The following is a 22066-nucleotide window of genomic DNA, read 5'->3' as shown; positions in this document are numbered from 1 at the left end:
TCAATGTGTTCAAATATGAACATGTTGAGGAGGAATTATGGCGGATGGGGATGGCTCGGTGTCGCGTGCGTTCAGGCTGCTGGCTTTTGTGGCCGGGGGCGGGTCGACGGGGAATTTGAGCGCGCTGGCGCGGGAGGTGGGGATTAACCGCATCACGGCGGCGCGCTTGCTGGCGACGCTGGAGGCGGAGGGGGTGCTGGAGGCGCTGCCGCAGGGCGGTCACCGGATAGGCGTGCGCTTTTTGGGGCTGGCGGCCGATGCGCTGGGACAGGATGATTTGATCGGCCATGGCCGGCGCCTGGTTGCACTGTTGAGCAAGCAGGTGCGCTGGTCGGGTTATATGGTGGAGCTGGACGGGCCGTTTGCGGTGTATCTGGTGAAGGAGGTGCCGCAGACGCCGCTGGTGAGCAATATCCGGCCGGGGAGCAGGTTGCCGGCGTATTTGATCGCGCCGGGACGCGTGCTGATGGCGCGCTTGCCGAGGGAGACCTGGCGCGGGCTTTATGATGCGGCGCAGGGGGATCCGAGGGCGGGACGATTTTCGTTTGAGGAGGTGGAGGCTTTGCTGCTGGATGCGGGGCAGCGGGATTGCTGCTGGAGCTTGGGGAAGTTTGAACAGGGGATTGATGCTTGCGCGGCGCCGGTGTTTGATGCGGCTGGGGAGGCGGTGGCGGCGATTAGTGTGGCGGGGGCGAGTTATTTGCTGGCCAGCGATCCGGGGCAGAAGGTGGCGATTGAGGCGGCGGTTATTGAGACTGCGCGGCGGCTGTCGGGGGTGTTGGGGGCGTAGCTGGCTTTTACGGCGCACTGCAAAATGGGCGATTCGGAGAGACTTCGCGCCCCTTAGGGCGCGAAGTCTTCGAATCCCACCCTTTCCGTCCAAACAAATAAAAAAGGGCTCCCGCAGGGGAGCCCGTTTTTATTTGTTTTGGCGGAGAGGGTGGGATTCGAACCCACGGTAGGGTCGCCCCTACGCTTGATTTCGAGTCAAGTACATTCGACCACTCTGCCACCTCTCCTGGTGACGCATTTCCTGCAGCAGCTTGTTTGTGGCGGAGAGGGTGGGATTCGAACCCACGGTAGGGTCGCCCCTACGCTTGATTTCGAGTCAAGTACATTCGACCACTCTGCCACCTCTCCGTTTTCCCACATGCTGCTGCGAGAAGGCAAGATTATAGCAGGCCTTCGCAGAAAGGGAAGGCTTATTTATGCCTTGAGGTGAGTTATTCCGCCCATGTAGGGACGCAGCACTTCCGGCACTTCCACCGAACCATCGGCTTGCTGGTAGTTTTCCAGCACGGCGACCAGGGTGCGGCCCACCGCCAGGCCGGAGCCGTTCAGGGTGTGCAGCAGCTCGGGCTTGCCTTGGGCGTTGCGGAAACGGGCCTGCATACGGCGCGCCTGGAAGGCTTCGCAGTTGGACAGGGACGAGATCTCGCGGTAGGTGTTCTGCGCCGGCAGCCACACTTCCAGGTCGTAGGTCTTGGTGGCGCCGAAGCCCATGTCGCCGGTGCACAGCGACATGACGCGGTACGGCAGGCCAAGGTCCTTCAGGATGCGCTCGGCGTGGCCGACCATTTCTTCCAGCACGTCATACGAGGTGTCCGGATGCACGACCTGGACCAGTTCCACTTTGTCGAACTGGTGCTGGCGTATCATGCCGCGCGTGTCGCGGCCGTAGCTGCCGGCTTCGGAGCGGAAGCATGGGGTGTGCGCGGTCATCTTCAACGGCAGCGCGTCGGCCGCCAGGATTTCGTCGCGCACGATGTTGGTCAGCGATACTTCCGAGGTCGGGATCAGGTAGAAGGTCTCGCCCTCGCCTTCCGCGCCGCCCTTCTTCACCGAGAACAGGTCGGCTTCGAATTTCGGCAGCTGGCCGGTGCCGCGCAGGGAATCGGCATTGACCATATAGGGCGTGTAGCATTCGGTGTAGCCGTGCTCGCCGGTGTGCGTGTTCAGCATGTACTGCGCCAGCGCGCGGTGCAGGCGGGCGATGCCGCCCTTCATGACGGAGAAGCGCGAGCCGGTCAGCTTGGTGGCGGTGTCGAAGTCCAGGCCCAGGGCCGCGCCCACGTCGACGTGGTCTTTGACTTCAAACTCGAAGGCACGCGGCGTGCCGACTTTGCGCACTTCCACGTTGCCGCTTTCGTCCTTGCCGACAGGGACCGATTCGTGCGGCAGGTTGGGCACCGCCTGCATGAAGTCGCCCATCTGCGCCTGCACGGCCGACAAAGCTTGTTCATTGTTCTTCAGCTCATCGCCCAGGCCGGCCACTTCCGCCATCACGGCGGTGGTGTCTTCCCCTTTGCCTTTGAGCATACCGATCTGCTTGGACAGCGAGTTGCGCTTGCTCTGCAGTTCTTCGGTGCGCATCTGGATCGCTTTGCGTTCCGCTTCGAGGGCGTTGAAACCGGCCACGTCCAGCTGGAACTTGCGCGTCGCCAGGCGGGCTGCGACGGTGTCAATATCTTTACGGAGAAGTTGGATGTCTATCATGGGAGTTGCCGCTAGGTCGGAAAGACAGCAATTGTACCAAGACGACGCCACTTCTTTCGAGTTTTCAGCCCTCCGGCCTGCTGCTCCTTAAAAACCGCCCCGTTTCAGATCAGGGCGGCTTTCTCTGCCGCGGTCAGGCGCTTGGCGGCTACGACGACGACGGGCATCTTGGCAGGCGCAGCGGCCACGGTGGCGACGGCGGCGGCAGGCACTTCGATCACGGGCGCGCTGGCGGTAGCGTAGCTGGTGACAACGGCCAGCGAAGCGGCGGCGACGAAGATGATTTCCATGTTTTTCAGTACGTTCATTTTAAGCTCCTCAGGTGGTTGGGACTACGTTGTGTGCTGCGATGGTTGTACTGTACCTAAAGGCTCCCCGCCCTTCCATCGGCGTGCGATGAAGCGCAAAAAACGGGGAATGAAACGCAGAAATCGAGGAAAAACAGCGCCGGGCCAAGCACGAAGCGGACTGAGCCGCATTCGGGGTCAGACCCCGAATGCGGCTCAGTCCGCTTCGCATATCGCTTCGTGTGTTCCGCAGGGACTATCAGGCGTTTTGCGGGAACAGGGCGCGGCGGGTTTCTTCGTCGAAGTCCTGCTTCAGCGTGACCTTGTCTTTCAGCGCCAGCGCGCGCGTTACTGCCGGACGGGCCGAGATTTCGGCCATCAGGCGCTGCAGGTTCGGGTAGTCGCTCAGGCCCTTTTCGCCCAGGATGTAGCCGGCGAAGTTGGCCCAGCCCCACAACGCCATGTCGGCGATGGTGTATTCGTCGCCGGCCAGGTATTTGCTCGCGCCCAGGCGCTGGTCCAGCACGCGGTAGTGGCGTTCCACTTCTTTCAGATAGCGGTTCTGCGCATAGGCCAGCTTTTCCGGGGCGTGGTGCAGGAAGTGCACGGCCTGGCCGGAGAACGGCGACAGGCCGGTGGCGATGAACATCAGCCAGGACAGCATGGAGGCGTGGCCGGCGGCGGTCGACGGCAGGAATTTGCCGTGCTTGGCGGCCAGGTGCAGCAGGATGGCATGCGAGTCGAACACGATCACGCCGTTGTCGTCCAGGGCCGGCACTTTGCCGTTCGGGTTGATGCCCAGGAAGGCGGCCTGGTGCTGCTCGCCCTTGAAGGTGTCCACCGCGATCAGCTCGAACGGCAGTTGCAGTTCCTCCAGCAGCAGCGCTGCCTTCATGGGGTTGGGCGAGGTGTGGAAGTAGAATTTCAACATGTTCGTTTCCTTTGGATGGGTTAGTGCATGCATGGTAGCGGCCGGAAGCGGCCATGCCGTACAATCTGGACGATGAACACATTCGATAAAATTGCACATGTTGTCTGAGGACGAACTGGCGCTGCTGGACGCCATCCGCAGCAGCGGCAGCCTGTCGCGCGCGGCGGCGCGGCTGGGCAAGGCGCCGTCCACGGTGTCGCACCAGGCGCGCCAGCTGGAATCGCGCTTCGACGCCCTGCTGTTCGACCGCCGCCGCTATCGCCTGCAGCTCACGCCCGCCGGGCAGCTGCTGGCCGACGAGGCCGAGCGCCTGATGCGCGACGCGGCGCGCATGGCGCAGCGCGTGCGCCAGGTGGCCAACGGCTGGGAGGACAGACTGTGGATCGTCACCGACGAGCTGTTTGAATTCGACCTGCTGGCGCCGCTGGTGGCGGACTTCGACGCCTTGCAGTCCGGCGTGAGCCTGCGCTTCAGCAGCGAGGTGCTGGGCGGTACATGGGAGGCGCTGCGCGACGGCCGCGCCAGCGTGATCGTCGGCGCCACCAACGAGCCGCCGGCGATACCGGAGCTGCGCTGGTTCGAGCTGGGCACGATGGAGTGGGTGTTCGCGGTGGCGCCGGACCATCCGCTGGCGCGCGCCACGGCGCCGCTGCAGCGCGACGAGATCGCCGCCCACCGCGCCGTGGTGGTGGCCGATTCGGCGCGCGTCAGCGGGAGCCGGGCTTACGGCACCGTGGGCGGCCAGGCGGCGCTGGCGGTGCCGAGCATGCGCGCCAAGGCGCTGGCCCAGCGCCAGGGACTGGGCGTGGGCTGGCTGCCGCGCCAGCGCGTGTCGGCGCTGCTGGCGCGCGGCGAACTGGTGGAGAAAGCCACCGCCAATCCGCGCGAGCCCAATGTGCTGTATGTGGCCTGGCGCGGCAGCAGCGAGGGGCGCGCGCTGGCGTGGTGGCTGGAGCGCCTGCGCGAGCCCATGCTAAAGCAGCGCTTGCTGGCAGGCGGCAGGCCTTATGACTAGGGGCCGGGCGTAGCCAATATATAGTCATCCATGTATGATTGGACAATTGATTACTGCTAGCGCTCCATGCCAACGTCCATCATCGCCATCGAAGAAAAACAGAGCAGTGGCGAGAGCTCGAACGACATTGCAAACCATATCGCGGAGGCCATCGCGGCGCGCAAGCTGCCGCCGGGGACCAAGCTGCGCGAGGAGGCCTTGTCGCGCCTGTACTCGGTCAGCCGCACCAAGATCCGCGCCGCGCTGCTCATCCTGTCCAAGGACAAGCTGATCCAGATGGTGCCGGACAAGGGCGCCTTCGTGAGCCAGCCGAGCGAGAAGGAGTCGCGCGATATTTTCGCGGCGCGGCGCATCCTGGAGGCGGCGCTGGCCAGGGAGTTCGTGGCCAAGGCCGGCGCGGCGGATTACAAGATGCTGGCGCGGCACCTGGAGCTGGAGCGCAAGGCGCTGGGCGACCACAAGGTGCGCTCGCAGCTGCTGGGCGATTTCCATGTGCTGCTGGCGGAGGTGGTGGGCAACCAGGTGCTGCATGAGATGCTGAGCGAACTGGTGGCACGCAGCTCGCTCATCACCATGCTGTACCAGTCGGACCGCGACGCGGTGTGCTCGTCGAACGAGCATGAGGAATTCTTGAATGCGGCCAAGGCGGGCGACGCCGACCTGGCCGCCAGGCTGATGCTGGAGCACCTGCTGCACGTGGAGGGCGCGCTGCGCTTCGACTCGAGCGGCCCCGCGCCGGACAAGGATCTCGTAGCGGCGCTGCTAAAGTAGCGGCGGGTTACGCTACGCTCGGCGCGCCCCGCTAACCCGCCCTACGCAGCCCGACGCCCGCAGCCCTTTGCCCGCGTAGGGCGGGTTAGGCGCAGCCGTAACCCGCCGTCCCGGCTATGCCGCCTTGCGCGTTCCGGTGACCAGCGCCAGCTCGCGCGCCAGCGTGTTGTGGCGCTCTATCACGATCGGCAGGTCCACCGTCTGCAGCAGGCCGTCCCGCACCACCACCCTGCCGTTGATAACGCTGTGCGTCACATTGGACGGCGTGCAGAACACCAGCGCCGCCACCGGGTCATGCAGCGCGCCGGCAAAGCCGATCTGGTCCAGCCTGAAGGTGATGATGTCGGCCGCCATGCCCGGCTTGAGCGCGCCGATATCGTCCCGGTTGAGCACCTTGGCGCCGCCCAGCGTGGCCAGTTCCAGCGCCTGGCGCGCGGTCATCGCGTCCGGGCCGAAGCCCACGCGCTGCAGCAGCATGGCTTGCCGCACTTCGCCCAGCATGTGGCCAGCGTCGTTGGACGCGCAGCCGTCCACGCCCAGCCCCACCGGCACGCCCGCGTCCACCATCTTGCGTATCGGCGCGATGCCCGACGCGAGCCGCATATTCGAGCACGGACAATGCGCGATGCCGGTGCCGGTCTTGGCGAACAGGTAGACTCCGTCGTCGTCCAGCTGCACGCAGTGCGCGTGCCACACGTCATGCCCCACCCAGCCGCAATCCTCGGCGTATTCGGCGGGCGTCATATTGAATTTCTCGCGGCTGTAGGCGATGTCGTTCACGTTCTCGGCCAGGTGCGTGTGCAGCGACACGCCGTAGCTGCGCGCCATCGCGGCCGCCTCCTTCATCAAGTCGCGCGACACCGAAAACGGCGAGCACGGCGCCACCACGATGCGCTGCATGGCGTAGCGGCCCGCGTCATGATAAGTCTCGATCAGGCGCTGCGTATCCTTGAGGATGGCGCCCTCCTCCTCCACCACGCGGTCCGGCGGCAGGCCGCCCTTGGACTGGCCCACGCTCATGGAGCCGCGCGCGGCGTGGAAGCGCATGCCTATCTTGCGCGCGGCCTCGATGCTGTCGTCCAGGCGGCAGCCGTTGGGGTAGATGTAGAGGTGGTCGCTGCTGGTGGTGCAGCCCGACAGCATCAGCTCCGACATGGCCGTCAGCGTGGACACGTGCACCATCTCGCCGGTGAGGTTGGCCCAGATTGGATACAGATTGGTGAGCCAGTTGAACAACTCGCCGTTCTGCGCGGACGGGATCACGCGCGTCAGGCTCTGGTACATGTGATGGTGGGTGTTCACCAGCCCGGGCATGACGAGCTGGCCGGTGGCGTCGATCACCTCGTCGGCGTGCTGCGGCAGGTCGGCCGTGAAGCCCACCTGCTCGATCACATTGTCCCGCACGAACACGGCGCCGTTGTCGATCTCGCGGCGCTGCTCGTCCATGGTCACCACCACGCGCGCATTTTTGATCAAGAGAGTTTTAGTCATTTTCAGGTCCATAGGAATGATTAAACACTGCGGAAACAATGCGCGGGCACTGCGGAAACAATGTCAAAAACCGCGCCGGGTGGTCGTCACCGGCGCGGGGCTTTACTGCGGGGAGGCGGCCAGGAAGTTAAGCCGCCTCAAGCTTTTTTACCAGCATGGGCTGGGGCACTTCCTCCTCGTCGTCATCGCTCGCTTCGACCGGGCGCTCCGGCAGGATCAGGTTCAGCGCCACGGCCACGATGGCGGCGGTGCTGATGCCGGAGCCGAAGATCTCGTGCACAAAGGCGGGCAGCTTGGCCAGCAGCTCCGGCCGCACGCTGACGGCCAGGCCGCAGCCGATGGAGACGGCGATGATAATGCCGGTGCGCTTGCTGTGCTCAACTTTGCTCAGCATCTGCACGCCGGCGGCGATAATCATGGCGAACATCATCAGGCCCGCGCCGCCCAGCACCGGCTGCGGGATAGTGACCACCATGGCGCCCAGCACCGGGAACAGGCCGGCCAGCGCCAGCATCACGCCTGTCAGCGCCACCACGTGGCGGCTGGCCACGCCGGTCAGCGAGATCACGCCCACGTTCTGCGCAAAGGTCGACACCGGCGGGCTGCCCAGCATGGCCACGCAGGCCGAGCCCACGCCGTCGCACAGCACGCCGCGCGCCAGCGTCTTGCCGCGCATCTTGGTGTTGGTGGCCGAGCCCAGCGCCATGAAGGTGCCGGTGGTTTCCACCATGGTGACCACGTAGGCCACGCCCATGGCGACGATGCCGCTGATGGGGAAGGTCATGCCGTGCGCGAAGGGCTGCGGCAGCGAGAATGCAGCGGCTTTCTGCACCGACGAAAAATCCACCAGGCCCATGGCCACGCACAGCAGGTAGCCGACGAACATGCCCAGCACCACGGCGGCGGCCGAGAAGATGCCTTTGCCGTACTGCACCAGCGCGATCACCGTCACCAGCACGAACAGCGCGATGCCGAGGTTGACCGGGTCGCCGTAATGCGCGCCCGAACCCTTTCCGCCGGCGGCCCAGTCGATGGCGACCGGCACCAGCGACAAACCTATCATGGTGACCACCACGGCGGTCACGGCGTGCGGGAACAGCTTGCGGATCTGCGGCATGAAGCAGGAGCCGATAATCATCACCGCCGAACCGGCCAGCGAGGAGCCGAGGATGCCGGGCACGCCGTGTTCCAGGCCGATGCTGATGGCCGCGCCGACGAAGGCGAAGCTGGTGCCCATGACGCAAGGCAAGCGGATGCCGATCGGGCCGACGCCCTTGCACTGGATGATGGTGACGATGCCCGAGCCGAGCAGCGCGGCGTTGATCAGCGCCACGATCTGGTCGGCTGGCAGTTTGAGGACGGCGCCCACCACCAGCGGCACGGCGATGATGCCGCCCAGCGCGGCGAGCATGTGCTGGGCGGCCAGCAGGGTGGTGGTGATGAGGGGTGGACGGTCGTCCACTTGGAATAGCAGCTTGTTCATGTGTGTCTCCATCAATGATGTTGTGTCGTGAACTACTTGTTCCGGTGCTATCCGGCATGCCCCACCGCGCAGATCGTGGCGTCTGTTTTTATCGTGGCGAGGTCGTACTTACTGTGGCGGGGTGGCGGGCTGGACAGCCGCGCCACTGGGGATGCTTACACGCTGCTCTGCGGCCGCGTTTCATGCAATCGATGATGCCCACTGCCCAAAAAGTTGTCAACCGATTTTGTATACAATCTATGCATACCGCAAATATCGTATTGCAAAAACCACAAGCGGGGTCAGTTCTCTCATCGCGTCATTTATGGCAGGATGGTAGAACTGACCCCGACTGTTTGGTCCGCTTATTGTGAAGGATATTGCATGACATTTGCCTGTGGCTGCCGTTTGATGGAGGTGCATGACGCCGTGCAGGAGGCGGTGGTGCCGCTGGCCCTGCTCTACCCGGCTGAGGGAACGGAGGCGCTGGCGCATTTCGGGCCGTATGGCCTGGAGGTGGCGCGCGATGCGCCGCCGGCGGCGGGCGCTTGGCCGCTGGTGGTGCTGTCGCACGGGAATTCGGGCACGCCCTGGGCTTACCGGCAGCTGGCCAGGCATTTGGTGCTGGCGGGCTTTGTGGTGGCGCTGCCTTCCCATACCGGCAATACGCGCCTGGACAACTCGCTGGCAGGCACCGCCGCCAACCTGGCGAACCGGCCGCGCCATATCTCCTTGTGCATCGATGCGGCCTTGGCCGACAGCCATGTCGGCGCGCATATTGCGCCCGGCGGGGTGGCGCTGATCGGTCATTCCATCGGCGCTTATACGGCGCTGGCGGCGGCAGGCGGACAGCCCTGGACCGGACCGCACGAGAGCAAGGGCGCGCCGCCCTCCCCGGTTCCGGTGCAGCCGGACGCGCGCGTGCGCGCGCTGGTGCTGCTGAATCCGGCGACCTTCTGGTTCCCGGAAGGCTCCCTGGCGCAGGTGCGCGTTCCCATCCTGATACGCACCGGGGAGAAGGACGACATCACGCCCATCTCGCACGCGCACAGCATCATCAACGGCGTGCCGGATGCGGCGCTGGTGGAGCATGTGGATGTCCCCGGCGGAGGCCACTTCGCCTTCATGAGCAAGTTTCCGCCGGAGATGACGCGGCCGAATTTCAAGCCTTCGCAGGACCCGCCGGGCTTCGACCGCGAGACGGTCCAGCCCGCGCTGTTTGCCGACCTTGCCGCTTTCCTGCGCCGCACGCTGCCAGCAGCCTGACGCTGCTCGCGGCGGCGCTTATTGGACCTGCAGCTGCCGGCCGTGGCCGCCGACCTTTTTCGGCAGCGTCAGTTCCAGCACACCGTTCTTGCAGCTGGCACTGGCTTTCTGGTCGTCCACTTCCTGCGGCAGCGTGAAGCTGCGGTATTGTTCGCCGTGGAAACGCTCGCTGCGCACCATGGTGCCAGGGTGCGGTGTTTGCGGCTGGGCCTGGTCGTGCTTGGCGCGGATGGTGACCGTGTGGCCGTCGATCGACACATTGATGTCCTGCTTTTCATAACCGGGCATTTCCGCCCTGACCGTGTAGGCCTGGTCGGTCTCGGACACGTCCATGCGCATGGTGCGCGCCTGCTCGGCCATGCCGTAGGGACGATCGAACTCGTCGAGGAAGCGCTCGATGTCGCGGAATGGATCGAAGCGGGCGATGTCGCCGAAGGGGCTGAAACGGGTGAGATTGCTAGCCATGATTTCCTCCCATATCAACTGGTGCTAATGCATTCAGCATAGCACCGGCCCGGGAGACGTCTACCAGACGCTTCAATCGTGCGGCCGTATCAGCCCTTGCGCGCCTCGTCGTCCAGGCTGCGCAGGAAGGCCAGCTTGTCGGCGATCTTGCTTTCCAGGCCGCGCGGCACGGGCTGGTACCAGCCGGGCTCGGCCATGCCGTCCGGCAGATAGGTTTCGCCGGCCGCGTAGGCGTGCGGCTCGTCGTGGGCGTAGCGGTATTCGTGGCCGTAGCCCAGCTCTTTCATCAGCTTGGTCGGCGCGTTGCGCAGGTGCACCGGGACTTCGCGCGACTTGTCGCGCTTGACGAAGGCCATGGCCTGGTTGAAGGCGTTGTAGCCGGCGTTGCTCTTGGCCGCGATGGCCAGGTAGATCACGGCCTGGCCCAGCGCCAGTTCGCCTTCCGGCGAACCCAGCCGTTCATAGGTGGCGGCCGCGTCGTTGGCCATGGTGAGCGCGCGCGGGTCGGCCAGGCCGATGTCTTCCCAGGCCATGCGCACGATGCGGCGCGACAAGTAGCGCGGGTCCGCGCCGCCGTCTATCATGCGGCAGAACCAGTACAGCGCGCCGTCCGGATTGGAGCCGCGCACGGATTTGTGCAGCGCCGAGATCTGGTCGTAGAAGTTGTCGCCGCCCTTGTCGAAGCGGCGCGCGTTCAGGGTCATGGCATTTTCCACGAACTTGGCGTCGATCTTCTGCACGCCAGACGAGGCGGCGGCGTTGTCGGCCTGCTCCAGCAGGTTCAGGAAGCGGCGCGCGTCGCCGTCCGCGTAGCCGACCAGGGTGTCGGCGGCCGCGTCGTCGAACTGCAGGTGCGGCAAGGCTTCCTTCTGCGCCTTGGCCAGCAGCTCGCGCATTTCCTCGTCGCTGAGCGACTTCAGCACGTAGACCTGGGCGCGCGACAGCAAGGCCGAGTTCACTTCAAAGCTGGGGTTCTCGGTGGTGGCGCCGATAAAGGTGACCAGGCCGGATTCGACGAAGGGCAGCAAGGCGTCCTGCTGCGATTTGTTGAAGCGGTGGATCTCGTCCACGAACAGCAGGGTGTGCTTGCCGTGCCGGTCCAGGTTCTGCTGGGCCTGCTCCATGGCGGCGCGGATGTCTTTCACGCCAGCAAACACGGCGGACAGGGCGATGAACTCGGCGTCGAAGGCGTTGGCGGTCAGGCGCGCCAGCGTGGTCTTGCCCACGCCGGGCGGCCCCCACAGGATCATGGAATGCGGCTTGCCGGCCTGGAAGGCCAGGCGCAGCGGCTTGCCCTCGCCCAGCAGATGCTGCTGGCCGATGACTTCGTCCATGGTTTTAGGACGCAGGGCTTCGGCCAGGGGCGCGCGGGGTTCGGTTTTGAAAAGATCGTCCATCATGCTTTACTGTAGCGGCGGCGGTGCGCGCAGCGTTTGCGCGCGCGCAAAGCCCTTGCGCATTTTCTTCATTATTGCTGAGAAATTTCCACGCCCTTGGGCATCACGAACTTGTAGTGCGCGGCGCCCACTTGCGGGTTTTTCTCGAACTTGCTGAAGCTCAGCACGGACATGGAGCCGAAGTTGTCCTTCAGCTCCATCGCTTCCGGCGTGCCGTTGCGCAGGCCAATGGTGATCTGTTCAAAAGTGGAGTCCGGCGTTTTCGGCACCGCTTTCAGCCATTCCAGGCCGTCGCGCGCGCCCGCTTCGGACAGCGTGAAGTTCTTTTCCAGGTCGTTGCTGCCGAACAGGATGGCGGCCGGCGACGAGCCCAGCGCGTTGCCCAGCTTCTTCACGGTGACCTGGTTCAGGTCCTTGTCGTAGATGTAGAGCTGTTCGCCGTCGGCCTGCAGCAGCTGGTCGTAGGGCTTGAGATAGGTCCAGATGAACTTGCCGGGACGCGCGAATTCAAAGGTGCCGCTGGCCGTGTTGGAGCTCTTGCCGCCCTTCACCTGGCGCTGCGTGAACTCGCCGCGCGCCGACTTGGTGCTGCTGACGAAGCTCTTGAACTGCTCCAGCGCGGCGGCCTGGGCGGCGCCGGCCAGCAGCAGCGAGGCTGCGAAGACGGCGATCATTTTCAGTTGGGTCATGCTGTGTCCTTTTATTCTGCGCTGGCGGCCGGCACCAGGATGTCGCGGTTGCCGTTCGACTGCATGGGCGATACCACGCCGCTCTGTTCCATCTGCTCCAGCAGGCGCGCCGCGCGGTTGTAGCCGATGCGCAAATGGCGCTGCACCAGCGAGATCGAGGCGCGGCGGTTTTTCAACACCACCTGCACCGCCTGGTCGTACATCGGGTCGGCTTCGCCGCCGCCCTCGCCGCCCGCCGCGCCGCCTTCCGCGCCGCCCTCGCCTTCCAGCGTGCCGCCTTCGAGGATGCCTTCAATATAGTTCGGCTCGCCCTGCTGTTTCAAATGCTTGACCACGCGGTGCACTTCCTCGTCCGACACGAAGGCGCCGTGCACGCGCACCGGCAGGCCGGTGCCCGGCGGCATGTAAAGCATGTCGCCCATGCCCAGCAGCGCTTCCGCGCCCATCTGGTCCAGAATGGTGCGCGAGTCGATCTTGGACGACACCTGGAAAGCAATACGTGTCGGGATATTGGCCTTGATCAGGCCGGTAATCACGTCCACAGATGGGCGCTGCGTGGCCAAAATCAAGTGCAGGCCGGCCGCGCGCGCTTTCTGCGCGATACGGGCGATCAGTTCTTCCACCTTCTTGCCGACCACCATCATCAGGTCGGCCAGCTCGTCGATGATGATGACGATGGTGGGCAGCTTCTCCAGCGGCTCGGGCGAATCCGGCGTAATGCTGAAAGGATTCGGGATGTGCTCCTCGCGCTTGGCCGCCTCGGCGATCTTGGCGTTGTAGCCGGCCAGGTTGCGCACGCCCAGCTTGGACATCAGCTTGTAGCGGCGCTCCATCTCGTTCACGGCCCAGTTCAGCGCGTGGCCGGCCTGGCGCATATCGGTCACCACCGGCGCCAGCAGGTGCGGAATGCCTTCGTAGACCGACATCTCCAGCATCTTCGGGTCGATCAGTATCATGCGCACGTCGGCCGGGTCGGACTTGTACAGCAGCGACAGGATGGTGGCGTTGATGCCCACCGACTTGCCGGAACCGGTGGTACCGGCCACCAGCAAGTGCGGCATCTTGGCCAGGTCGGCCACCACCGGCTTGCCGGCGATGTCCTTGCCCAGCGCCACCGTCAGCGGCGAGGCGTTGTCGTGGTAGACCTTGGAGCCGACGATCTCGCTCAGGCGCACAATCTGGCGCTTGGGATTGGGCAGCTCCAGCGCCATGTAGTTCTTGCCCGGAATGGTTTCCACCACCCGGATGGAGGTGAGCGACAGCGAACGCGCCAGGTCGCGCGCCAGGTTCACGATCTGCGAACCCTTCACGCCCGTGGCCGGCTCGATTTCGTAGCGCGTCACCACCGGGCCGGGGTAAGCGGCCACCACGCGCGCTTCCACGCCGAAGTCCGACAGCTTCTTCTCTATCAGGCGGCTGGTGAATTCCAGCGTTTCCACCGCCACGGTTTCCTGCGTCTGCGGCGCGTCGTCCAGCAGCGACAGCGGCGGCAGGTCGCCCGGGCGGGAGTCCTGGAACAGCGCGCCCTGGCGCTCCTTGACGGCGCGCTCGGACGGCACCACCGACGTCACCTGCTGCTCTATCTTCACCGCCACCGGCGCGGCGAACTTCTCCGGCGCCACGGTGGGCTGCGGCCGGGAGGCGTCGCCGTCGTAGGCGTCCGCGCCCATGGCGCCGGCCAGGCCGGCCGCCGGGGTTGGGGCCTTGAATGATGGTTGCGATGGCGCGGCGTCCATGCGCGGCTCGGCGCGCACCGGTTTTTCCACGTGTTTCTCGATATGCTTGGCGCGCTCGCTGACCACCACTTCCTCGCGCAGCACGGTGGCGCGCTCGCCCTGGCGGCGGTCTTCGCGGTCCTGGTAGCGGTGCATCACCCACTCGCCGCAGTCCTCGATAAAGCCGCCGATGCGCTCGGCCACGGCCAGCCAGGACACATGGAAGAACAGGCTGAAGCCCAGCCCGAACAGCAACAGCATCAGCAAGGTGGCGCCGGTAAAGCCCAGGCCGACGTGCGCGCCGTGGCCGATCACCTTGCCCAGCACGCCGCCAGGCGCCAGCGGCAGCGGCATCTTGAGCGTATACATGCGCAGGAATTCCAGGCCCAGGCTGCCCACCAGCAGGAAGGCGAAGCCGATCACGCGTATCAGCCCTTCGTGGCGGTGCTCGTCGTCCTCCTCTTCCTTGGTGAGGAATCTGCGGGTCAGGCGGCGGTAGCCGCTCCACACCGCGCGCAGCAGCCACACGCACCACCACCAGGCCGACAGGCCGAAGATGTAAAGCATCAGGTCGCTCATCCACGCGCCTGCGCGGCCGCCCAGGTTGTACACCTTGGGCACCACATTGGAATGGGACCAGCCCGGGTCGGCCTTGTTGTAGCTGGCCATAATGAGCAGAAAGTACAGCGCCAGCGCCGCCAGCGCGAACCAGCGCGCCTCCGACAGCAACCGCACCAGCCGGTTCGGCAGCGGCTGGCGTTCGGTCGGCGTGCGGGTGTAGCTTATCGGCTGCTGCTTGGTCGGCTGCTGTTTTGCCGGGGGCTGCTTTGCAGGCTGTTCTCTCGTTTTAGGCATTGATACTTTTATAAGATTTTTGCGGGCGCACCATAGGGCGCTAGCCATTTGTGGGTATTCTAAGCCATCTCTATAGGAAGCGGCCTCCCAATTCAACCAGTTTCCCTGCTTGGACTATAATTCTGTCTTTGCTCGCCGGCATTGTTATCGCCGCGCCTGCCCCCAACTGCGGTTTATCCAATTAATTAAGAAGCCTTCCATGACCACTACCAAACACGCCCGCGTTTTGATTCTCGGCTCTGGCCCAGCCGGCTACAGCGCCGCCATTTACGCCGCGCGCGCCAATCTGAACCCCATGCTGGTGACCGGCGTGGAACAGGGCGGCCAGCTGATGACCACCACCGACGTGGAAAACTGGCCCGCCGACCCGATGGGCGTGCAAGGCCCGGACCTGATGCAGCGCTTCCTGCAGCACGCCGAGCGCTTCAACACCCAGATCGTGTTTGACCACATCCACACGGCCAAGCTGAGCGAAAAGCCGATCCGCCTGATCGGCGACAGCGCCGAATACACCTGCGACACCCTGATTATCGCCACCGGCGCCTCGGCCCAGTACCTGGGCCTGCCGTCCGAGCAGGAATTCATGGGCCGCGGCGTGTCCGCCTGCGCCACCTGCGACGGCTTCTTCTACCGCGGCCAGGAAGTGGCCGTCATCGGCGGCGGCAACACCGCCGTGGAAGAGGCGCTGTACCTGTCCAATATCGCCACCAAGGTCACGCTGGTGCACCGCCGCGACAAGTTCCGCGCCGAAGCCATCCTGATCGACCGCCTGATGGCCAAGGTCGCCGAAGGCAAGATCGAGCTGAAACTGAACCACACGCTGGAAGAAGTGACGGGCGACGAAGGCGGCGTGACCGGCCTGACCCTGGCCGCCACCGCCGACGGCGCGCAGACCAAGATCAAGGTGCACGGCCTGTTCGTGGCGATTGGCCACAAGCCCAACACCGGCATCTTCGAAGGCCAGCTGGAAATGCACAACGGCTACATCAAAACCAAGACCGGCACCGAGGGCATGGCCACCGCCACCACCGCGCCGGGCGTGTTCGCCGCCGGCGACGTGCAGGACCACATCTACCGCCAGGCCATCACCAGCGCCGGCACCGGCTGCATGGCCGCGCTGGACGCCCAGCGCTACCTGGAAGGCCAGGAATAAAGCCATGGCGGGACTGAAGGACTTTGCCGACCTGAAATCCCTCAGCAAGCAGCTGAAGGAACAGGGCGAGGCGCGCGCGGCCGCCGAGGCCGAGCGCGCCAAGCGCGAAAAAGTGGCGGCGGCGGAGGCCAACATCTTCCGCAACACGCTGGGCCAGGTGCAGCGCATGCCGGAGCAGAACCGCTATGTGCACCAGCCGGCGCCGGTGCTGTCGGCCAAGGCGCTGGCGGCGGCAAAGAAGCGCGGCCCGCTGACGCCGGAAGAACAGCGCCAGGACGACGCGGCCGTGTTGCAGGAGTCCCTGTCCGACCTGTTCGAGGTGGACCACTACATGGAGGAAGACCCGGCGCTGAACTACGCCGCGCCCGGCGTCGGCCCCGATGTGGTGAAAAAGATGCGCAAGGGCTACTGGCCGGTGCAGGACGAGCTGGACCTGCACGGCCTGAACCGCGACGGCGCGCGCGACGCGCTGGGCGCCTTCCTGACCCGCGCCAACCAGCGCGGCATGCGCTGCGTGTGCGTGATCCACGGCCGCGGCTTCGGCTCGCGCGGCCAGGAGCCGGTGCTCAAGTCCATGGTGCACAGCTGGCTGGTGCAAAAGGAAGTGGTGGCGTTCTGCCAGGCCCGTCCGTCCGACGGCGGCGAAGGCGCCCTCATCGTCCTGCTGCGCGCGGCCCTGCAGCCCGAGCGGCGTTAATTAAATTACCCTACCCGGCAGCCGCTGCCGCATGTTAACCTGTGGGAATTAGCAACTTTGCCAATCCCACAGTAAATGAAGCACATCCCGCACGTCTCCCTGATCACCATCATCGAAGTCGTGGCTATCCTGGTCGGGGCGATTTCCGGCTTCATTGAGGCGCGCCGCAAGCGCATGGACCTGGTGGGCGTGTTCACCGTGGCCTTCATCGCGGCCTTCGGCGGCGGCACGCTGCGCGACATCCTGCTCGACAAGCGCCCGCTGTTCTGGGTGCAGCACCAGGAATACGCCATCCTCATCTTCGTGCTGGCCCTGATCGCCACGCCGCTGATACGCACCCTGCGCCAGATCGTCTCCGAACGCGTGATCGTGGTGGCCGACGCCGTCGGCCTGGGCCTGTTCGCCGTGGCCGGCGTGTCGCAGGCGCAGCAGGCCAATATGCCCATCTTCATCGCCTCCATGATGGGCGTCATCACCGGCATCTTCGGCGGCGTGCTGCGCGACATCGTCTGCAACGAAGTGCCGATGGTGTTCCGCGACGGCAAACCCTACGCCATCTGCGCCTTCATCGGCTGCTGGATGTACATCGTGATGCAGAAAACGTCCGTGTCGGACGATTTCGCACTGTGGTCAAGCGCCACGGCGATTACCGTCATGCGCTTGCTGACCTGGAAGTTCGATATGCGGCTGGGCCGCCCCTGAGCTTAGACCGCGTCCGGGCCGGTTTCGCCGGTGCGGATGCGGATCACCTGCTCCACGTTCTGCACGAAGATCTTGCCGTCGCCGATCTTGCCGGTGCGCGCCGCCTTGATGATGGCGTCCACCACCTGCTCTGCCACGCCGTCGTCCACCACCACTTCCACTTTCACTTTCGGCAGGAAGTCCACCACGTATTCCGCGCCGCGATACAGCTCGGTGTGGCCCTTCTGGCGGCCAAAGCCCTTCACTTCCGTCACGGTCAGGCCGGTGACGTTCACTTCGGCCAGCGCTTCGCGTACTTCGTCCAGTTTGAACGGCTTGATTACTGCGGTGATCTGCTTCATGGGATTCTCCTGTTTAATTACGGTTATGCGTCCGGCACATTCTTCAGCTCTTCCATCCACACCACGGATTCCGAATCGCTGGGGGCGCGCCAGTCGCCGCGTGGCGACAGCGATCCGCCCGATCCCACCTTGGGTCCGTTCGGCACGCAGCTGCGCTTGAACTGGCTGGTCTGGAAGAAGCGGCGCAGGAAGATGCCCAGATTGTGCTTGATATCCTTGAGTGCGTACTGATTGCGCACCACGTGCGCCTCGTTAGGCCAGCCGCCGATGCTGCGGTCACGCCAGGCGGCATGGGCCAGGAACGCCACTTTTGACGGCGAGAACCCGAAGCGCAGCGTGTAGTATAAGTTGAAGTCCTGCAATTCGTATGGCCCAATCACACTTTCGGTGATCTGGGCCGGCGCGCCGTCGTCCGCCTTGCCCGGCACCAGCTCGGGACTGATCTCGGTGTCGACCACGGCCAGCAGCACCGCCGAGTCCTGTTCGCCGAACTGGCGGCTTTCGGCCACCCAGCGCACCAGGTGGGAAATCAGGGTCTTGGGCACGCTGGCGTTGACGTTGTAATGCGACATATGGTCGCCCACGCCGTAGGTGCACCAGCCCAGCGCCAGCTCGCTCAGGTCGCCGGTGCCGATCACGATGCCGTTGTGGAAGTTCGCCAGCCGGAACAAATGGCTGGTGCGCTCGCCCGCCTGCACGTTCTCGAAGGTGATGTCGTACTGCGGCTCGCCGTCCGAGAACGGGTGACCGATGTCCTTCATCATCTGGATGCAGCTCGGGCGGATGTCGATCTCGGACGCGCTGCAGCCCACGAACTCCATCAACTGGCGCGCCTGCAGCAAGGTTCGCGCGCTGGTGGCGAAGCCCGGCATGGTGACGCCGACGATGTTGGTGCGCGGCAGATCCAGCCTGTCCATCGCCTTCGCGCACACCAGCAGCGCGTGCGTGGAATCGAGGCCGCCCGAAATGCCGATCACCACCTTCTTGATACTGGACGAGGACAGCCGCTGCACCAGCGCCTGCACCTGGATGTTGTAGACCTCGTTGCAACGCTTGTCGCGCAAAGCAGGATGGGCCGGCACATAAGGGAAGCGCGCCACATTGCGCTCCAGCGCCAGCACCGGCTGCGCCGGCAGCTCCAGCGCAAAGCGCACGGTGCGGAAGGCCGCCACTTCCTGGCGGTGGCGGCGCATGGACTGGCCGAAGGTGGTCTGGCGCATGCGCTCGCGCGACAGGCGCTCCAGGTCCACGTCCGCGTAGATCAGGTGCGACTCGTCCTGGAAACGCTCGGCTTCGGACAGCAGCTCGCCGTTTTCATAGATCAGCGCCTGGCCGTCCCAGGCCAGGTCGGTGGTGGACTCGCCCCGCCCCGCCGACGAATACAGGTAGGCCGACAGGCAGCGCGCCGACTGCTGGCTCACCAGTTGGTGGCGGTAATCCGCCTTGCCCACCACCACGTTGGAGGCGGACAGGTTCACCAGCACGGTCGCCCCGGCCAGCGCGGCGAAGGACGACGGCGGAATCGGCACCCACACGTCCTCGCAGATCTCGACGTGGAATTTGAACAGCGGAAGGTTCTCCACCTCGAACAGCAGCGCCGAGCCGAAAGGCACGGTCTGGCCCAGCAGCGATATCTCGGTGGAGATGGCCTCGTCGCCCGCGCTGAACTGGCGCGCCTCGTAGAACTCTCCATAGTTGGGCAGATAAGACTTCGGCACCACGCCGTGGATGCGGCCGCCGGACAGCACCACCGCGCAATTGAACAGCTGATGGTCCACCCGCAGCGGCACGCCCACGACCAGCGCGGCGCTGATGGATCTGGACGCCTCCAATACGGTCTGCAGCCCCGCCAGGCAGCCCTCCAGCAGCGCGCGCTGGTGGAACAGGTCGTCGCAGGTGTAGGCCGAGATACCCAGCTCGGTGAACGCCACCAGCGCGGCGCCCCTGGCGGCGGCCTGCTGGGCCAATTTGACGGTTTCGGCAGCGTTATAGGCCGGATCGGCCACGCGGCAGCGCGGCACGGCCACGCTCAGGCGCGCGAAATCGTGGGAATACAGATTGAAAAATGACTGCGGTGCGTGCGGCATAAGACGGGCTTCCTCTATGGATAAGCCGATTTTAGCATTCGCCCTTAGCTATCGTGCAAAGTTGCCCACAAGCGAGCTGAGCCGCATTCGGGGTCAGACCCCGAATGCGGCTCAGGTCGCTTAGGCCCCGATGGGGCTCAGCTCGCTTCGGTGAGGTTTGCCGATTTTGCGTAAAATGGCCCAATGAGCTATCGCCCCGACGTTATTTCCTCCCTCGCCGAAGTCGGCGAAGCCGCTTGGAACGGCTTGCTGGCCGCGCAGGGCGAAACCAATCCCTTCCTGTCTTACGCCTTCCTCCATGCGCTGCACGAATCCGGCAGTGCCAGCGCGGAGACGGGCTGGCAGCCGCAGTATCTGGCGCTGTGGGACGGCGGCGAACTGGCCGCCGCCATGCCGCTGTATGTCAAATCGCATTCCTACGGCGAATATGTGTTCGACTGGGCCTGGGCGGACGCCCACCACCGCAACGGCATCGAGTATTACCCCAAGCTGCTGTCGGCCATTCCGTTCACGCCGGTCACCGGCGGCCGCCTGCTGGCGCGCGACGGCCAGGCCCGCGCGGCCCTGGTCGCGCTGCTGAAGGCGCAGCAGAAATCGGCGGACATCTCGTCCACGCACGTGCTGTATCCGCCGGAGGAGCAGGCCATGCAGCTGCACGAGGCGGGCTTTATGCTGCGCAGCGGCGTGCAGTTCCATTGGCTGAACCAGGGCTACACCGACTTTGAACAGTTCCTGTCCACGCTGGAGCACAAGAAGCGCAAGAACATCCGCGCCGAACGCCGCAAGGTGCGCGAGGCCGGCGTGACCATGCGCCAGATACGCGGCCGCGACGCCAGCGACGAGGACTGGCGCTTTTTCCATCGCTGCTATTCGAACACCTACGCCGAGCACCGTTCGTCGCCGTATCTGAACCTGGATTTTTTCCGGCGCATCGGCGCCGCCATGCCCGGCAATATCCTGCTGGTGGTGGCCGAGCGCGCGGGCCGCGCCATTGCGTCGTCGCTGGTGATCCATACGGAGGACACGCTGTATGGCCGCTACTGGGGCGCCGACGAGCACGTGCCCTGCCTGCACTTTGAGACGGCCTATTACCAGCCGCTGGAGTTCTGCATCGCCAACGGCATCGCCACCTTCGAAGGCGGCGCGCAGGGCGAGCACAAGATGGCGCGCGGCTTCCTGCCGCAGAAGACCTGGTCGGCCCACTGGCTGGCACACCCCGCCTTTGCCGACGCGGTGGAACGCTTCCTGGAACGCGAGAGCGGCGGCATCGACGATTACATCAGCGAGCTGAATGAGCGCAATCCGTTCCGCACGTAGCGGCGCAGGCGGCCTGTGTTACAGGGCTGCGTCTACCAGCAGTTCGGGGCGCAAAGCGCGCATGCGCAGTTCGGTGAAGTAGCCGCCGGCCTCGTTGTAGCGCAGATAGTGGCGGCCGCAAACCTGGCAGCGCAGCACCTGGCTGAGATTGGCCGGGTAGTAGCGCGGCGCGATGGGCGCGTCTTCGCTTTCGTAGCGCGTGCCCTTGGGATGGTATTCCTTGAAGGTGGGATCATCGTAGGGGTCTTCCACCAGCGTGCCCACTTCGACCAGCTGCTCCAGATCCAGCGACGTCGGCAGGCTTTGCCAGGCCAGCAGCGGCACGCTGTTGCAGCTGCATTTCGCACTGACCGCCGCCGAACCTGCGGCCAGCGCCATCAGGGCCGGAAAATCAATGATCTGCATCTTGTTCCTCGCTTTCACCTAGCAGCGCCGCGTTGCGGGCGTCTATCCTGGCCTGGGTGGACGCGGTAGCGCCCGGTCCCGGCATCATGCGCAGATCGCGCAGGCCAAGCGCGCGGCCGTCGGCGGACTTGGGGCCTACCGGCTCCACCTCCCGGCCGCTCCCGCGCTCCACATAGCGCACCGAACCGCCATTGGGTCCCGGCGCCCATTTGTCGCCCCATTGCAGCAGGGCCAGCAAGACGGGGAACAATTCCTCGCCCTTGGGCGTCATGCGGTAGCCCTGGCGGCGTTCGTGCCCCTCGAGCGCGGTTTTTTCCAGTATGCCCAGTTCCGTCAGGCGGTTGAGCCGGCTGGTCAGGATGTTGCGGGCGATGCCCAGCCGCTCCTGGAATTCGTCAAACCGCGTCGTGCCCAGCGTGCATTCGCGAATGATAAGCAGGCTCCACCACTCGCCAACCTGGTCGAGCGCGCGGGCTATGGAGCAGTTCATGCCTTCGAAAGTTTTACGTTGCATGCGGACGATT

21 protein-coding genes and 2 tRNA genes are annotated in these 22066 nt (G+C 65.0%); 8 read left to right on the top strand and 15 right to left on the bottom strand.

All coding sequences use genetic code 11. The features are described from left to right. The first annotated feature begins 37 nt into the window (after positions 1-37). On the top strand, positions 38-790 hold the full coding sequence (locus AC07S4_RS15860; RefSeq protein ID WP_494987559.1) for an IclR family transcriptional regulator: 753 nt from the start codon (positions 38-40) through the stop codon (positions 788-790). A 139-nt stretch (positions 791-929) separates the two neighbouring features. On the opposite strand, the gene AC07S4_RS15855 is transcribed toward AC07S4_RS15860, so the two are convergent. From AC07S4_RS15855 to AC07S4_RS15835, 5 genes are all read right to left on the bottom strand, one after another. After that, a tRNA-Ser gene (locus AC07S4_RS15855) sits at positions 930-1019 on the bottom strand. A 31-nt stretch (positions 1020-1050) separates the two neighbouring features. Then, positions 1051-1140: transfer RNA gene (locus tag AC07S4_RS15850), tRNA-Ser, on the bottom strand. 66 nt (positions 1141-1206) lie between these two features. Beyond that, complete coding sequence (serS, locus tag AC07S4_RS15845) at positions 1207-2496, bottom strand: serine--tRNA ligase (protein ID WP_228895923.1); 1290 nt, start codon at positions 2494-2496, stop codon at positions 1207-1209. A 104-nt stretch (positions 2497-2600) separates the two neighbouring features. Then, on the bottom strand, positions 2601-2804 hold the full coding sequence (locus AC07S4_RS15840; RefSeq protein WP_494987558.1) for a hypothetical protein: 204 nt from the start codon (positions 2802-2804) through the stop codon (positions 2601-2603). A gap of 238 nt (positions 2805-3042) precedes the next feature. After that, positions 3043-3714: a glutathione S-transferase family protein gene (locus tag AC07S4_RS15835; RefSeq protein WP_494987557.1), complete on the bottom strand. Its 672-nt coding sequence runs from the start codon at positions 3712-3714 to the stop codon at positions 3043-3045. A gap of 97 nt (positions 3715-3811) precedes the next feature. On the opposite strand from AC07S4_RS15835, the gene AC07S4_RS15830 reads away from it, so the two are divergent. Both AC07S4_RS15830 and AC07S4_RS15825 read left to right on the top strand, forming a co-directional pair. Beyond that, positions 3812-4729, top strand: a complete 918-nt coding sequence (locus tag AC07S4_RS15830; protein ID WP_494987556.1) for a LysR family transcriptional regulator — start codon at positions 3812-3814, stop codon at positions 4727-4729. Positions 4730-4795: 66 nt separating this feature from the next. Further along, on the top strand, positions 4796-5500 hold the full coding sequence (locus AC07S4_RS15825) for a GntR family transcriptional regulator (protein WP_494987555.1): 705 nt from the start codon (positions 4796-4798) through the stop codon (positions 5498-5500). 114 nt (positions 5501-5614) lie between these two features. Here the strand turns inward: AC07S4_RS15825 and AC07S4_RS15820 are convergent, their stop codons facing one another. Both AC07S4_RS15820 and AC07S4_RS15815 read right to left on the bottom strand, forming a co-directional pair. Then, positions 5615-6991 carry an 8-oxoguanine deaminase gene (locus AC07S4_RS15820; protein WP_494987554.1) on the bottom strand — a complete coding sequence of 459 codons (1377 nt, stop codon included), beginning with the start codon at positions 6989-6991 and terminating at the stop codon, positions 5615-5617. Between the two features lie 127 nt (positions 6992-7118). Further along, positions 7119-8474 (bottom strand): uracil-xanthine permease family protein, encoded by a 1356-nt coding sequence (locus AC07S4_RS15815; RefSeq protein WP_494987553.1) that lies wholly within the window; start codon positions 8472-8474, stop codon positions 7119-7121. A gap of 363 nt (positions 8475-8837) precedes the next feature. Here AC07S4_RS15815 and AC07S4_RS15810 point away from each other — a divergent pair, with 363 nt between their 5' ends. Beyond that, entirely contained in the window at positions 8838-9719 is an 882-nt protein-coding gene (locus tag AC07S4_RS15810; protein WP_494987552.1) for an alpha/beta hydrolase family protein, read from the top strand. An 18-nt stretch (positions 9720-9737) separates the two neighbouring features. On the opposite strand, the gene AC07S4_RS15805 is transcribed toward AC07S4_RS15810, so the two are convergent. The 4 genes from AC07S4_RS15805 to AC07S4_RS15790 form a co-directional block, all read right to left on the bottom strand. Beyond that, positions 9738-10184 carry an Hsp20/alpha crystallin family protein gene (locus AC07S4_RS15805; RefSeq protein WP_494987551.1) on the bottom strand — a complete coding sequence of 149 codons (447 nt, stop codon included), beginning with the start codon at positions 10182-10184 and terminating at the stop codon, positions 9738-9740. An 89-nt stretch (positions 10185-10273) separates the two neighbouring features. Then, the gene (locus tag AC07S4_RS15800) at positions 10274-11581 is read right to left on the bottom strand and encodes a replication-associated recombination protein A (RefSeq protein ID WP_494987752.1); all 1308 of its coding nucleotides are present in this window, start codon (positions 11579-11581) and stop codon (positions 10274-10276) included. 71 nt (positions 11582-11652) lie between these two features. Next, a complete protein-coding gene (gene lolA, locus AC07S4_RS15795) occupies positions 11653-12270 on the bottom strand; it encodes an outer membrane lipoprotein chaperone LolA (RefSeq protein WP_494987550.1) in 618 nt (205 codons plus the stop codon). 11 nt (positions 12271-12281) lie between these two features. Beyond that, positions 12282-14840, bottom strand: coding sequence for a DNA translocase FtsK (locus AC07S4_RS15790; protein WP_494987549.1), 2559 nt, complete (start codon positions 14838-14840; stop codon positions 12282-12284). A 199-nt stretch (positions 14841-15039) separates the two neighbouring features. Here AC07S4_RS15790 and trxB point away from each other — a divergent pair, with 199 nt between their 5' ends. The 3 genes from trxB to AC07S4_RS15775 all read left to right on the top strand — a co-directional run bounded on the left by trxB (position 15040) and on the right by AC07S4_RS15775 (position 17392). Further along, positions 15040-15993, top strand: coding sequence for a thioredoxin-disulfide reductase (trxB, locus tag AC07S4_RS15785; protein ID WP_161074952.1), 954 nt, complete (start codon positions 15040-15042; stop codon positions 15991-15993). A gap of 4 nt (positions 15994-15997) precedes the next feature. Continuing rightward, the gene (locus AC07S4_RS15780) at positions 15998-16690 is read left to right on the top strand and encodes a Smr/MutS family protein (protein WP_494987548.1); all 693 of its coding nucleotides are present in this window, start codon (positions 15998-16000) and stop codon (positions 16688-16690) included. Positions 16691-16765: 75 nt separating this feature from the next. After that, entirely contained in the window at positions 16766-17392 is a 627-nt protein-coding gene (locus AC07S4_RS15775; protein ID WP_161074950.1) for a trimeric intracellular cation channel family protein, read from the top strand. A 2-nt stretch (positions 17393-17394) separates the two neighbouring features. Here AC07S4_RS15775 and AC07S4_RS15770 read toward each other — a convergent pair whose 3' ends face one another. Then, entirely contained in the window at positions 17395-17733 is a 339-nt protein-coding gene (locus AC07S4_RS15770; protein WP_019922031.1) for a P-II family nitrogen regulator, read from the bottom strand. Between the two features lie 23 nt (positions 17734-17756). Continuing rightward, positions 17757-19820, bottom strand: coding sequence for an NAD(+) synthase (locus AC07S4_RS15765; RefSeq protein ID WP_494987547.1), 2064 nt, complete (start codon positions 19818-19820; stop codon positions 17757-17759). A gap of 183 nt (positions 19821-20003) precedes the next feature. On the opposite strand from AC07S4_RS15765, the gene AC07S4_RS15760 reads away from it, so the two are divergent. Beyond that, entirely contained in the window at positions 20004-21137 is a 1134-nt protein-coding gene (locus AC07S4_RS15760) for a GNAT family N-acetyltransferase (RefSeq protein WP_494987546.1), read from the top strand. Positions 21138-21155: 18 nt separating this feature from the next. On the opposite strand, the gene AC07S4_RS15755 is transcribed toward AC07S4_RS15760, so the two are convergent. Together AC07S4_RS15755 and AC07S4_RS15750 are read right to left on the bottom strand one after the other, a co-directional pair. Beyond that, on the bottom strand, positions 21156-21542 hold the full coding sequence (locus AC07S4_RS15755; protein ID WP_494987545.1) for a hypothetical protein: 387 nt from the start codon (positions 21540-21542) through the stop codon (positions 21156-21158). Beyond that, positions 21529-22056: a winged helix-turn-helix transcriptional regulator gene (locus tag AC07S4_RS15750; protein WP_494987544.1), complete on the bottom strand. Its 528-nt coding sequence runs from the start codon at positions 22054-22056 to the stop codon at positions 21529-21531. Before AC07S4_RS15750 ends, AC07S4_RS15755 begins: the two co-directional genes overlap by 14 nt. Positions 22057-22066 lie beyond the last annotated feature (10 nt).

This window comes from Pseudoduganella sp. GW821-FHT05F09, assembly GCF_059419605.1.
The sequence above is the reverse complement of the archived record's forward strand: the minus strand, read 5'-3'. Positions and strand labels throughout refer to the sequence as shown.

Excerpts from the sequence above, each read along its gene's own strand:
- serS (WP_228895923.1), bottom strand. The coding sequence starts at position 2,496 with ATGATAGACATCCAACTTCTCCGTAAAGATATTGACACCGTCGCAGCC.
- AC07S4_RS15770 (WP_019922031.1), bottom strand. The coding sequence starts at position 17,733 with ATGAAGCAGATCACCGCAGTAATCAAGCCGTTCAAACTGGACGAAGTA.
- AC07S4_RS15810 (WP_494987552.1), top strand. The coding sequence starts at position 8,838 with ATGACATTTGCCTGTGGCTGCCGTTTGATGGAGGTGCATGACGCCGTG.
- AC07S4_RS15820 (WP_494987554.1), bottom strand. The coding sequence starts at position 6,991 with ATGACTAAAACTCTCTTGATCAAAAATGCGCGCGTGGTGGTGACCATG.
- AC07S4_RS15760 (WP_494987546.1), top strand. The coding sequence starts at position 20,004 with ATGAGCTATCGCCCCGACGTTATTTCCTCCCTCGCCGAAGTCGGCGAA.
- lolA (WP_494987550.1), bottom strand. The coding sequence starts at position 12,270 with ATGACCCAACTGAAAATGATCGCCGTCTTCGCAGCCTCGCTGCTGCTG.
- AC07S4_RS15765 (WP_494987547.1), bottom strand. The coding sequence starts at position 19,820 with ATGCCGCACGCACCGCAGTCATTTTTCAATCTGTATTCCCACGATTTC.
- trxB (WP_161074952.1), top strand. The coding sequence starts at position 15,040 with ATGACCACTACCAAACACGCCCGCGTTTTGATTCTCGGCTCTGGCCCA.
- AC07S4_RS15835 (WP_494987557.1), bottom strand. The coding sequence starts at position 3,714 with ATGTTGAAATTCTACTTCCACACCTCGCCCAACCCCATGAAGGCAGCG.
- AC07S4_RS15790 (WP_494987549.1), bottom strand. The coding sequence starts at position 14,840 with ATGCCTAAAACGAGAGAACAGCCTGCAAAGCAGCCCCCGGCAAAACAG.
- AC07S4_RS15830 (WP_494987556.1), top strand. The coding sequence starts at position 3,812 with ATGTTGTCTGAGGACGAACTGGCGCTGCTGGACGCCATCCGCAGCAGC.
- AC07S4_RS15755 (WP_494987545.1), bottom strand. The coding sequence starts at position 21,542 with ATGCAGATCATTGATTTTCCGGCCCTGATGGCGCTGGCCGCAGGTTCG.
- AC07S4_RS15800 (WP_494987752.1), bottom strand. The coding sequence starts at position 11,581 with ATGGACGATCTTTTCAAAACCGAACCCCGCGCGCCCCTGGCCGAAGCC.
- AC07S4_RS15780 (WP_494987548.1), top strand. The coding sequence starts at position 15,998 with ATGGCGGGACTGAAGGACTTTGCCGACCTGAAATCCCTCAGCAAGCAG.
- AC07S4_RS15805 (WP_494987551.1), bottom strand. The coding sequence starts at position 10,184 with ATGGCTAGCAATCTCACCCGTTTCAGCCCCTTCGGCGACATCGCCCGC.
- AC07S4_RS15775 (WP_161074950.1), top strand. The coding sequence starts at position 16,766 with ATGAAGCACATCCCGCACGTCTCCCTGATCACCATCATCGAAGTCGTG.
- AC07S4_RS15840 (WP_494987558.1), bottom strand. The coding sequence starts at position 2,804 with ATGAACGTACTGAAAAACATGGAAATCATCTTCGTCGCCGCCGCTTCG.
- AC07S4_RS15750 (WP_494987544.1), bottom strand. The coding sequence starts at position 22,056 with ATGCAACGTAAAACTTTCGAAGGCATGAACTGCTCCATAGCCCGCGCG.
- AC07S4_RS15825 (WP_494987555.1), top strand. The coding sequence starts at position 4,796 with ATGCCAACGTCCATCATCGCCATCGAAGAAAAACAGAGCAGTGGCGAG.
- AC07S4_RS15860 (WP_494987559.1), top strand. The coding sequence starts at position 38 with ATGGCGGATGGGGATGGCTCGGTGTCGCGTGCGTTCAGGCTGCTGGCT.
- AC07S4_RS15815 (WP_494987553.1), bottom strand. The coding sequence starts at position 8,474 with ATGAACAAGCTGCTATTCCAAGTGGACGACCGTCCACCCCTCATCACC.